This is a genomic window from Bacteroides sp. 3_1_23, from assembly GCF_000162555.1.
In the GTDB taxonomy this organism is placed as follows: Bacteria; Bacteroidota; Bacteroidia; order Bacteroidales; family Bacteroidaceae; genus Bacteroides; species Bacteroides ovatus.
In genome coordinates, this window is the sequence record NZ_GG774955.1 from 1,178,499 (window position 1) to 1,191,236 (window position 12,738).

Here is a 12,738-nt window from a genome sequence, read left to right on the forward strand (position 1 = left end):
AAAAATAGGACGAAATGTCTCCAAATGCCTCTACAGGTCTTCATTAAGGTACTGGCGTGGCGTTTTTCCGAATTCTGCCTGAAAACATTTGGAGAAGTAAGAATGATTGGAAAAGCCTACCATGTACATCACTTCGGCAACGGTAAACTTCTTTTGTTGCAACAACATGGCCGCCTTTTTCATCCGGATCGATTTGATGTATTCCACTGGAGACATTCCGGTCAGCTGTTTAATTTTCCGGTAAATCTGCTTATTACTGATACCGGATAATTCACAAAGCGCATTCACATTCAATTCCGATTCAGAAAGATGATCCTCAATCAGGCGGATAATGTTCGACAGAAATTTCTCATCTTGAGATTCTGCTTCGATTGGTTTAAGAACAGGCAACGATTCCAACTGCTTTTTCACTTGTGTCGCCGGAATCTCTTCTTTCTCTACGGCGATGACAGGGATATTCAGGCCAATGGAAGTTCCTTTTCCTTCGTTCGAGGTGACTCCGTTGATGTGACCGCCATGAAGTTCCGTATAAGTCTTGACCAGATAAAGTCCGATACCTGTACCTTCCTTATTGCCGGAATGTGGAGACTGGAAAAAGCGCTGGAAGATATATGGAATATCTTGTTGCGGGATTCCGCTTCCTGTATCAGAAACACAAATATCCAACAATTCCGTTTCTTCACGATAGAAAAGAGACAGGCGGACACTTCCACCATCCGGGGTGAATTTGACGGCATTTGAAAGCAGATTATCTAAAATCACTCCAAGTTTGATGGCATCCATATCAGCATAAATTTTGGCTTTATTCGTCTCGAAATGGAATGTGATCTGTTTGTTTTCCTCATAGACGGAAAACAGGCTACGGCTGAATGACACAAGTTCGATGCGCGACAAAATCAGCAGCGAATCTTTATTATCCTCTATCCGGTTGAAGTTTAATACCTGATGAATCAATGAGTTTATTTTCATTGCATTACGCTGTACCTCCTCCAGTGTCTGTTTCTCATGCACTTCTTCTGCAACGGGGAGCAATTGACTGACAGGAGCGATAATCCGGCTAAGCGGTGTCTTTAATTCATTAGACAAATGGGTAAAGAAAGCCATTTTCTGGCGTGATTGTTCCAGAATCTTCTCTTTTTCCATCCGTTCCATTTTTAGACGGTTCTTGACACGGAAAAAGTTGATAACCCAGGCAATGAGGCTCAAGAATAAAAGAATGTAGATTATCTTTGCCCAAAGTGTGTAATACCATGGAGGGAGAATTTTAATATTCAGGATATATGGATGCTCGGAAGGAGAACCGCTCTTTTCTACTTTGCTGATTACCAGCTGATAATCCCCATAACCCAGATTACTGTACGTAATGCGATTCGTGTTGGATTGCAGGAAATTCCATTCTTTGTCCATACCTTCCAGCCGGTAGACGAATTCATGTTTTTCTTCTAGCGAGTAGGGGAGGTCTGAAAGTTCGAAAGCCAGGTTGTTCTGGTCGTATTTTAGTTCGATAGCATCGGTATAACGGATGTTGGGAATATTCTCTCCAGTATGCGGAGACATCAGTTGATTGTTGATATATAAGGCAGTCAGTAAAATGGAGTGTTCCGGCTGATTCATGGCTTGTATTTCGGGACGGGATATGCCGAACCCGTCTGCACCTCCCAGATAGATATTTCCATCTTCCGGATCAAACATGAGACTGGTGAAACGTTTATCCGTCAGGCTTTGCTGGCGGGCATCCATTGTTCTCCGGTCGATGATCCAAAGTCCGTTAGTGGTGGAAACCCAGATATGTTCTTTTACAGAGGTCATAGACAGAATCTCGTTATTGCTGAAATTGCCGAAAGAGATACTTTGCTGACTCGAGTCTTTGGGATTGATACGCATCACCCCTCCGTGAAATCCTACCCAAAGCATGCCGTCTTCATCCCGTAAAAGGTAGTTCGGGCTCTTCTCGCCACTTAATTCATCGGCAAACAGCTTTGTCACTTGCCGCGTACGGGCATTGATTTTGTCTATTCCTTTGCTGTTGTATAACAATACCCATACATTACCTTCCGCATCAGGGACAATCTGATTAATGAACATCCCCGATAACCCATTATGAATGGAATAATTTTGATCGGCTACATACGATTTTCCGGCAGATTGTATCAGTTTATGTTTGTCCACTACAAAGATGCCTCCGAGACAGGTGGCGATCCAAAGCTTCCCGTCAGTATCTTCAAACAGGTAATAAGCCCAGTTGGTATTATAAGTTCCTGTATTGTCTACGATGTTGTAATGTACAAATTGATGGGTATTATAGTCATAGCGGTTGATACTTCCGTCTGTGGCTATCCATAACTGCTGTTCTCTATCCTCGTAGATGTGCCGTATCCGGTTGTGGGATAACGGATGGTTTTTATCCCCCATTCTATACCAGATAGCATCGTGTTTATTGCCTGCCGGATGGGTGAACCGGATCACTCCGTTTGTACCTCCGAACCAATAGAATCCTTTGGAATCCCGGAACAGGGAATAGAACTGATTTCCGTCTCCCGTGCCTGTGATTTGAGAAATCGGTACAAATTGCAGCGCACTGTTATAGCGTGACAGGGAAATGCCATAATCTGTTCCCAGCCAGATATTATGTTCCTGATCCGAGAATATGTTCCAGATAATATTGTTGGTTAGTGACTGGATATTGCGTGAATCGTGAATGATATGCTGCAAAGGTTCTTTGTCATTCTGGTACACATAAAGCCCGTTGTCTGTACCTGCCAGCAAATTTTCATCTCCGTCCAGTGCCAGTGATTTGATGGAGTTGTTATGAAATACCTCTATCGCCTTCATCTCTCCTGTAGTGGGATTGTATTGGAAGAGATAACCTTCCATCCCGATCCAGATACATTGTCGGGTGGTGTCTTCCAACAGAGAATTGACAAACAAATTGCTGCCTCCCCGGTTAACGGGCAAAAGGATGTTTTCAAATTTTCCACTTGCCTGCACATAGCGGCATAATCCGTTGTAAGTACCTATATAAATTTGATTATCTTTTGTCTGAATGACGGAATAGATGGTGTTATGAGGCAATCCGGTCTGTTTGCTATCGAAATGATTCAGTTGACGGCTTTTTAACTGATAAGTATATAATCCATTCAACGAACCTATCCACAATGTATCTCCCTGGAGTACCATGGTACGGACATCCGTTGGGAAATCAGTATCCGGTTGCTCATATTTGTCTGTTCGATAGTTATAAACAAGAATCCCGTTATCTGTTCCCAGATATAAATAAGTGTTATCTGCTATAATACCGCAGTAGATACGTGTGTTAGTACGTTCTCCATACGTGAAATGCTGTTGTGTGGAATAACCGTCATAACTGAATAAACCCTTGTTGGAACCCACCCATATCAGTCCCTCGCTATCTTGCAGGAAGCAACTAATCACCGAAGCTTCGGCCCCGAGATAGATGTTGTCGAATTGCTGATAATTTACTTTTTGCCCATACACATTGCCACTGCTACAGTAGGCAAGGATGAGAAAAAGAATTGTTGTAATTCGTTCGCGCATGGTGTTAGGTTTGCAGGTTTTTAAATCTGTAATTGTTGTAAAAGTATTCCTTCTTTTCTGCAAATGTAGGAAAAATGTCGGTTACACTTGTAAATATCCCGCTCTTTTTGTTCCTTTGCTATCTATTTATAAACAGAAAACTTACGTATGAGAAAACTAATTTATTGGCTTTTATTGCCGTTGGCAGTGGCTGTGAGTGCATGTGGCGGTAAAAAAGGATCTTCAGATAATACGTCGACATTGGCGATGATAGACAGTGTGGATGCTCACGGATTGCAGCGTATGCAGACGTCTAAGAGCGAAACCGACTTTAAATTTAAGGGGAAAGATTATCATTCCCTCGTTTCGCGTACTCCGGATGAAAATCTGCCCCATGTGACAAACGAGCTGGGAGATACCTATGTCGACAATAAAATAGTGTTGCACCTGACTCGTGGTAATGAAACCGTGTTGAACAAGACCTTTACCAAGAATGATTTTTCATCGGTAGTCGATGCGAACTTCCTATCTAAGTCTATATTGGAAGGCATTGTATATGACAAGACTACTCCGCAGGGAATTGTGTATGCAGCGAGTGTTTGTTATCCGCAGACAGATTTGTATATGCCGCTTTCCATAACGATTACCGCTGATGGAAAAATGAGTATACAGAAAGTGGATATGCTTGAAGAAGATTATGACGATGAAGCACCTAATTAAGCTTGTAGGCGGGTGTTGACAGTAAAATTACACAAATGTGAAAACATTTGAGACAAAAGAAAGGCAGCCAATGAGGTTGCCTTTCGTATTTTTGCACCGTCAACAAACTTAATACCGAATAGAATGAAGAAAAACATTTTTGCTATCTGTGTGGTAGCAGTAGGATGTACGGCACTGACCGCTCAAACCCAAGATACACAAACGTTGGTTCCGCTTACGGAACGGGTAAACGTGCAGGCGGATTCGGCACGCGTCAATCAAATTATAGACGATTGCTGGGTAGCAGTAGGGACTAAAAAGCCTCATGCAATTCAACGCGACTTCACACGTATGTTCAACGGTAAGCCTTCCTATCGTTTTGAATTGAAGGAAGATGATAACACCCTGTCAGGATATGCCAAAGGGGAAACAAAAGGGCGTGCGGAATTTTCTTATTGTTATGCAGCTTCCGATGATTTCAAAGGCCTGCCTGCCGATGTTTATCAGAAAGCACAGATTACCAAAACTGTATATCATCATGGGAAAGGTATTTGTCCGCAAGGAGCTTCCCGCGACTATGAGTTTGCCGTATATATTCCTTCTTCATTGGGTAGCGATGTCTCGACAATTTTTGCCCAATGGCATGGGATGCCGGATCGTACATTGGTACAAACTCCACAGGGAGAAGTGAAGAAACTTACGATTGACGAGTTCGTTGAACTGGAAAAGACTACAATCTTTAAAAAGAATGAAGGGCACGAGAAAGTAGCCAAGCTGGATAAACAAGGTAATCCGGTGAAAGACAAACAAGGAAATCCTGTATATCAGGCCGGAAAGGCCAACGGATGGCTCGTGGAACAAGGAGGCTATCCTCCATTGGCGTTCGGGTTCTCCGGCGGATGGTTCTATATCAAAGCAAATTCCGACCGTAAGTGGCTGACGGATAAAGACGACCGTTGCAACGCAAATCCCGAAAAAACACCGATCATGAAACCTGTAACATCAGACTATAAAGCATCGACCATTGCTTACAAAATGCCTTATGCCGATTTTCCGAAAGACTGCTGGATTACATTCCGCATTCATATTGACTGGACAGTCTATGGCAAAGAGGCGGAAACGATTGTAAAACCGGGTATGCTCGATGTGCAGATGGACTATCAGGAAAAGGGGAAAAAGGTTAGTAAACACATTGTAGACAATGAAAAAATCATGATTGGACGTAACGACGATGATGGTTATTACTTCAAGTTCGGTATTTACCGTGTAGGTAATAGCACTAAGCCGGTATGTTACAATTTGGCAAACTATTCAGAAAGGTAATTAGTCAGAAGGTAAAAAGAGAGTGATATCCGGATGTTCTTTTTGTGAGCATCCGGATATTTTTTTAGTTCTTTTACCGTTTATTTGTCAGCGCAGCAATGATAGTGATACCATTTTTTACTGTCATAATTTGCTGATTGTAATAAAGTTAAAAATGATAAAAAATAGGACTGCATCTAGTAAGTACGTGTCAGGTATGCAAAAAGATTTGTTTTTTTGCCGCTTGCCAAATGGCATATATAAAATAACTAGTGATGCAAATGATGAACAAAAATGGGTTTAGCCGATGTGCAGAGTTCTACATCGGTCGTTTGCGAAAGGAAGGAAGGCATTCTACAGCGCATGTCTATAAGAATGCTATCTTCTCTTTTAGCAAATTTTGTGGCACGTCCAATGTGTCGTTCAGACAGGTTACCCGCGAGCGTTTACGACGTTACGGGCAGTACCTTTATGAGTGTGGCTTGAAGCCTAATACGATTTCTACGTATATGCGTATGCTTCGTTGTATTTATAATCGAGGAGTGGAAGCAGGTAGTGCACCTTACGTACCCCGATTGTTTCATGATGTTTATACGGGAGTAGATGTTCGCCAAAAGAAAGCTTTGCCTATCGGTGAATTACGTAGACTTTTGTATGAGGATCCCAAATCGGAGCGTTTGCGTCGAACACAGGCTATTGCTGCCTTGATGTTTCAATTCTGTGGAATGTCATTCGCGGATTTAGCTCATCTGGAGAAATCAGCTTTAGATCAGAATGTGTTACGGTATAACCGTATCAAGACTAAAACTCCGATGAGTGTGGAAATACTTGATACTGCAAAGGAAATGATCAACCGGCTTCGTAGTAACCAGGATTCTCATCCGGATTCTCCGGATTATCTGTTTGATATTCTTAGCAGTGATAAGAAACGGACGGATGAAAGGGCTTATCGGGAATACCAGTCTGCCCTCCGTCGATTCAACAACCGTTTAAAGGACTTAGCGAGAGCTTTACGTTTGAAGTCTCCTGTCACTTCTTACACACTTCGCCATTCTTGGGCAACGACAGCGAAGTATCGGGGAGTATCGATTGAAATGATTAGTGAATCATTGGGACACAAATCTATAAAAACCACACAAATCTATTTGAAAGGCTTCGGACTTAAAGAACGTACGGAGGTAAATAAAGGGAATTTATCTTACGTGAGAAACTGTTGTGTAGACAGATGGTAGATATGTAAAATGTTGATAATCAGAAGTAAAATATGTGTGTTACTTCTTAGGTAACAGAACTTAAATTTGACGCAAAGATAGACAAAAACACGAATAGTAAGCAAATATTCTTCCACTTTTTTTCGTTTTATCTGAAACATAGAGCAAAAAACTATCTGAACATGAAATAATCTTATTTCCATGCTCTATACTTTTTCATTGCCTAATTCAATAGTTTTCTTATTGAATATTAGGCTTTTCCATTTTCTACGCCTTTGTCATGTATGTGATTTCTATTTTCACTGTAGTATGCGTTTCGTGTATGTATTGTCTGTTACCTAAGAAGTAACGGATGAACATGGGGTAAAAAAATATGATTTTAACGAAACCGAAATCAGTAAATGCCGGGCCTAGTAGTGGGACAGGGGAAGGCGTAGCACACTCAAAACGCTGGTATGTAGCACTCGTTCGAATGCATCACGAGAAAAAAGTTGCCGAGCGTTTGTCTAAGATGGGAATTGATTCTTTTGTTCCCGTTCAACAACAAATCCATCAATGGAGTGACCGTCGTAAGATGGTTGATACAGTCTTACTCCCAATGATGGTTTTTGTACATGTCAATCCAAAAGAACGTATGGAAGTCCTTTCATTTTCTACGGTCAGCCGTTATATGGTGATGCGTGGAGAGAGTACTCCTGCCGTTATTCCTGACGGGCAGATGGCCCGTTTCCGTTTCATGCTCGATTATTCCGAAGAAGCAGTCTGTATGAATGATACTCCACTAGCGCGTGGTGAGAAAGTTCGTGTCATAAAAGGTCCTTTGAGTGGACTTGTTGGCGAACTTGTGACTGTAGGCGGGAAGAGTAAGATTGCCGTTCGTTTAAATATGCTTGGCTGTGCTTGTGTAGATATGCCAATCGGTTATGTAGAACCCACAAAGATCACCAATGACAACACGAAGAAAATTTAACGTATTTCTATTCATTCTGTTGCTGGGAGTTTTTTCTCCTTTAATGGCTCAAAATATGAGCGACTCCCAAGTTCTTGAATATGTCAAGGATGGCATCCGCCAGGGTAAAGAACAGAAACAACTAGCTTCTGAACTGGCACGTAGAGGTGTGACCAAAGAACAGGCAACTCGTGTGAAGCAACTCTATGAGCAGCAAAACAATGTCAATGCTTCCAATGCAACGGGTACCGACATCAATGAATCACGCCTTCGTGAGGAAATGAAAGAAAACACTTCCGATATGCTGGAAGACCACCCGAGCACTCAAGACCTCGCACTTGGGAACCAGGTTTTCGGACGAAATATTTTCAACACCCGTAACCTTACTTTTGAACCCAGTGTCAATATCGCCACCCCCTTGAACTATCGTCTGGGTCCCGGTGATGAAGTGATTATCGATATCTGGGGAGCCAGCCAGAACACTATCCGCCAACAGATTTCTCCTGACGGCACGATCAACATTCAGAAAATAGGTCCTGTCAACCTGAACGGACTAACTATTGCTGAAGCCAATGACTATCTCAAAAAAACATTAAACAAGATATATAATGGTCTTAATAATGCGAATGATCCCACCTCTGACATCCGTCTGACTTTGGGCAGCATACGTACTATCCAGATCAATGTAATGGGTGAGGTTGTCCAACCGGGCACTTACTCTCTCTCTTCTTTTGCCACAGTCTTTCATGCACTTTACCGTGCGGGTGGAGTCAGTGACATAGGAAGTCTTCGCAATGTGCAGCTGGTACGTAACGGCAAAAATATCGCCACGATCGACGTCTACCAATTTATCATGAAAGGAAACATTCAGGATGACATTCGTCTTCAGGAAGGCGATGTAGTAATAGTCCCTGCCTATGACGTATTGGTTAAGATCGACGGAAAAGTGAAACGCCCGATGCGTTTCGAAATGAAAAAGGATGAGAGCTTATCCACCCTTATTAGTTATGCCGGTGGCTTTGAAGCTGACGCCTACACCCGTTCCTTGCGTGTCGTACGTCAGAACGGACAGGAATATGAAGTAAACACAGTCAAAGACCTTGACTATAGTGTCTATAAAATGCGGAACGGTGATGTTGTGACCGTCGAAGCCATCCTTAATCGTTTCATCAATAAACTTGAAATCCGTGGAGCCGTTTATCGTCCCGGCATCTACCAGTTGAATGGAAAACTGAATACAGTCCGTGAACTGGTAAACGAAGCTCAAGGCCTGACCGGTGATGCCTTCTTGAACCGTGCCGTTCTCTACCGCCAGCGTGAGGACTTGACTACCGAAGTTGTTCCAGTAGACATTAAAGCTATCATGGACGGTACTTCCCAAAACATCATCCTGATGAAAAACGATATCCTTTATATTCCGAGTATTCATGACCTGGAAGACAGAGGCAACGTCGTAATCCATGGTGAAGTAGCCAAACCTGATTCCTATCCTTATGCGGATAACATGACCCTTGAAGACTTGATCATTCAAGCGGGTGGATTGCGTGAAGCCGCTTCTGTGGTTCGTGTAGATGTATCCCGTAGAATTAAGAATCCTCGTAGTACAGTAGATAACGATACTATCGGCCAGATATATACATTCTCCCTAAAAGAAGGTTTTATTGTAGATGGAACTCCTGGCTTCGTACTTCAACCTTATGATGAAGTTTATGTACGTCGTAGTCCAGGGTATCAGGCTCAACAGAATGTGGTTGTTGAAGGTGAAATTCTGTTCGGAGGCTCTTATGCAATGACCAGTCGTGAAGAACGTCTTTCGGACTTGATCAATAAAGCTGGAGGTGCAACGAATTATGCCTACTTACGTGGTGCAAAATTGACTCGTGTGGCTAATGCAAGTGAAAAGAAACGCATGGGTGATGTGATCCGCTTGATGAGCAGGCAGTTGGGTGAGGCTATGATGGACTCTTTGGGTGTTCGTGTGGAAGATACCTTTAGTGTTGGTATTGACTTGGAAAAGGCATTGGCTAATCCTGGTAGTACAGCAGATATTGTCTTGCGTGAAGGTGATGTGATTTCTATTCCGAAGAACAATAATACGGTTACAATTAATGGTGCTGTAATGGTTCCGAATACAGTTTCATATATAGAGGGTGAGAATATAGATTATTATCTGAATCAAGCCGGTGGTTATTCTGAAAATGCAAAGAAGAGTAAGAAATTTATCGTATACATGAACGGCCAGGTAACTAAAGTGAAAGGTAGTGGTAAGAAACAGATTGAGCCTGGGTGTGAGATAATTGTTCCCAGTAAATCAAAGAAGCGTACTAATATAGGTAATATTCTAGGTTACGCTACTACATTCAGCACTTTGGGAATGATGGTTGCATCTATTGCTAATCTGATCAAAAAATAAAAGATAACAGCTTATACCACTATGATAGAAGGAGAATCTGAAAAAGAAATAAGACAGAAGCAGAGTAACCATACAGATGAAGAGATCGAAATTGATCTAATGGATATTCTTCGTAAGATTATAGGTATTCGTAAGACAATCTATAAAGTTGCTGGTATTGGTTTGATAATTGGCATTATTATAGCAATCAGTATTCCTAAACAGTACACAGTTGAAGTTACTCTTTCTCCAGAGATGGGAAGTAATAAGGGCAATGGTTTATCTGGTTTGGCAGCTTCTTTCCTTGGAAATGAAGTTGCCATGGGTGATGGTACTGATGCATTGAATGCTTCTTTGTCTGCCGATATTGTTTCTTCTACTCCTTTTTTACTAGAACTTTCTACAATGGAAATATCAGTATCGAAAGATGAAAATATGACATTGAATATTTATTTGGATGAGGAATCTTCTCCATGGTGGAATTATGTAATTGGATTCCCTGGTATGGTAATTGGTGGAATGAAGTCATTGTTTGTTGAAGAAAATAACGAATTAGTAACTTCAGATAAAATCAATCAGGGGATAATTGAATTATCTAAGAAAGAGTCAAGGAAGATTGAAACTTTAAAAAAAATGATAACTGCCTCTGTAGATAAGAAAACATCTATGACCACGGTTGCTGTGACTTTACAAAATCCTAAAGTAGCTGCGGTAGTTGCTGATTCTGTTGTAAGAAAATTGCAAGAGTACATTATAGACTATCGTACATCCAAGGCTAAAGAAGATTGTCTTTATTTGGAGAAACTCTTCAAAGAACGTCAACAAGAGTATTATACTGCCCAGAGAAAATATGCTAATTATGTAGATTCTCATGACAATATCATATTTCAGAGTGCGCGTGCTGAACAGGAGCGATTACAGAATGATATGAGTTTAGCGTATCAAGTGTATAGTCAGGTTGCAAATCAGCTTCAAGTTGCTAGAGCTAAAGTTCAGGAGGAGAAACCTGTATTCGCTGTTATAGAGCCTGCAGTGGTACCATTGAATCCTTCGGGAACCAGTAAGAAAATATATGTTTTGGCTTTTGTTTTCTTTTCTGTTTGTATTGTCATACCATGGAATTTATTTGGGAAAGATATTTTGAATAAATTTAAAGATATGCGAGCTTAAGATCAATAAGTAAAGTGATATGGCATCAACTAACCAGATAAATAAAATAGTAGAACTTATTGCTGTTTTAGGAGATTTGATCATACTGAACTTTAGTTTGTATCAATTCCTTTTCTTTTGGAAAAAAGTATTCATATATTTACCTTTTTCTTGTACTGCTTCTTTTATGATGACTTCACTAAGTCTTTGCTATTTGGCATGCTCGGTATCTCGTGGAAAAGCTTGGAATAGTCGAGAGATTCGTGCAGACCAGCTAGTGTTACGTGTATTGAAGAATATTATAATATTTTCAGTCTTTTGGGCATGTATCATGGCTTTTAGCGGAATTTCTATTATTTCTCCACTTTTTTTTGTTCTTTATTTTTTTATTCTCTTTGTTATTTTAAGCATCTATCGTATCATTATTCGTCATTTGCTAATTAGCTATTGTGCTAAAGGTAATCATAAACATTATACAGTTTTTGTAGGTGGAGGTAATAATATGCAGATGCTATATGAGGAAATGGAGAGCTCTTTGGCATCTGTCTATGAAGTTGTCGGCTATTTTGATATTCTCCCTAATGAGGAGTTATCCTCACAGTGTCCTTATCTAGGTACTCCTGACTGTTTTGCGGATTTTATGGCAGGAAGGACTGATATAAAGCATATCTTTTGTTCTTTGTCTGTGGAACAGGGGCGTTATAATGTTCCTATAACAAATTATTGCGAGAATCACTTACTTTATTTTCATGGTGTTCCTAATGTTTTTAAGGGGTTTCCTAGGCGTATTTGTCATAGTATGGTAGGAAATATGCCGATTCTTAATTTACGGTACGAACCGCTTAGTAAAATGGAGAATCGTCTATTGAAACGAGTGTTTGATATAGTTTTGTCAGGATTCTTTTTAGTTACTATTTTCCCATTTATTTATCTAATTGTGGGGATTATTATTAAACTAACTTCTCCTGGACCTATCTTTTTTACACAAATGAGGACAGGCTTGAATGGTGTGGAATTCAAGTGTTATAAATTTCGTTCTATGAAAGTAAATGAAGAAGCTGATAGTAAACAAGCAACGATTGATGATCCTCGAAAAACAAAATTTGGAGATTTCATTCGCCGTTATAACATTGATGAACTGCCTCAATTTATAAATGTTTTTAAGGGTGAAATGTCAATAGTGGGGCCTCGTCCTCATATGTTAGCTCATACTGAAATTTATGCACAGCTAATTGATAAATATATGGTACGTCATTTTATCAAGCCTGGAGTAACTGGGTGGGCACAAACACATGGCTTTCGTGGTGAAACTAGAGAATTGTCCCAAATGGAGGGTCGTGTTAAGGCTGATATTTGGTATATGGAACATTGGACACTATTACTTGACTTATATATTATTTATAAGACTGTGATAAATGCACTTATTGGAGAAAAAAATGCATACTAAGGAAAGATATATAAATAGTCTTTCTTTCTAGGAAAAATGTTGTAAAAAATAGAAA

At 40.6% G+C, this 12,738-nt stretch carries 8 protein-coding genes; 7 read left to right on the forward strand and 1 reads right to left on the reverse strand.

Annotated features, from left to right (window positions below; genetic code table 11):
• Positions 1–30: 30 nt before the first annotated feature.
• On the reverse strand, positions 31–3,555 hold the full coding sequence (locus HMPREF9010_RS02300; RefSeq protein WP_008651436.1) for a two-component regulator propeller domain-containing protein: 3,525 nt from the start codon (positions 3,553–3,555) through the stop codon (positions 31–33).
• 147 nt (positions 3,556–3,702) lie between these two features.
• Here HMPREF9010_RS02300 and HMPREF9010_RS02290 point away from each other — a divergent pair, with 147 nt between their 5' ends.
• The 7 genes from HMPREF9010_RS02290 to HMPREF9010_RS02260 all read left to right on the forward strand — a co-directional run bounded on the left by HMPREF9010_RS02290 (position 3,703) and on the right by HMPREF9010_RS02260 (position 12,683).
• Complete coding sequence (locus tag HMPREF9010_RS02290; RefSeq protein WP_008651438.1) at positions 3,703–4,254, forward strand: DUF4738 domain-containing protein; 552 nt, start codon at positions 3,703–3,705, stop codon at positions 4,252–4,254.
• Positions 4,255–4,377: 123 nt separating this feature from the next.
• Positions 4,378–5,556: a heparin lyase I family protein gene (locus HMPREF9010_RS02285; RefSeq protein ID WP_008651441.1), complete on the forward strand. Its 1,179-nt coding sequence runs from the start codon at positions 4,378–4,380 to the stop codon at positions 5,554–5,556.
• Between the two features lie 260 nt (positions 5,557–5,816).
• A complete protein-coding gene (locus HMPREF9010_RS02280) occupies positions 5,817–6,767 on the forward strand; it encodes a tyrosine-type DNA invertase cluster 3b (RefSeq protein WP_004325372.1) in 951 nt (316 codons plus the stop codon).
• A 352-nt stretch (positions 6,768–7,119) separates the two neighbouring features.
• A complete protein-coding gene (locus tag HMPREF9010_RS02275; RefSeq protein WP_008651443.1) occupies positions 7,120–7,716 on the forward strand; it encodes a UpxY family transcription antiterminator in 597 nt (198 codons plus the stop codon).
• Positions 7,694–10,108, forward strand: coding sequence for an SLBB domain-containing protein (locus HMPREF9010_RS02270; protein WP_008651445.1), 2,415 nt, complete (start codon positions 7,694–7,696; stop codon positions 10,106–10,108). Before HMPREF9010_RS02275 ends, HMPREF9010_RS02270 begins: the two co-directional genes overlap by 23 nt.
• A 21-nt stretch (positions 10,109–10,129) precedes the next feature.
• A complete protein-coding gene (locus HMPREF9010_RS02265; protein WP_008651448.1) occupies positions 10,130–11,257 on the forward strand; it encodes a Wzz/FepE/Etk N-terminal domain-containing protein in 1,128 nt (375 codons plus the stop codon).
• A gap of 19 nt (positions 11,258–11,276) precedes the next feature.
• Positions 11,277–12,683 carry an undecaprenyl-phosphate glucose phosphotransferase gene (locus HMPREF9010_RS02260; RefSeq protein WP_008651449.1) on the forward strand — a complete coding sequence of 469 codons (1,407 nt, stop codon included), beginning with the start codon at positions 11,277–11,279 and terminating at the stop codon, positions 12,681–12,683.
• The last annotated feature ends 55 nt before the right edge of the window (positions 12,684–12,738 follow it).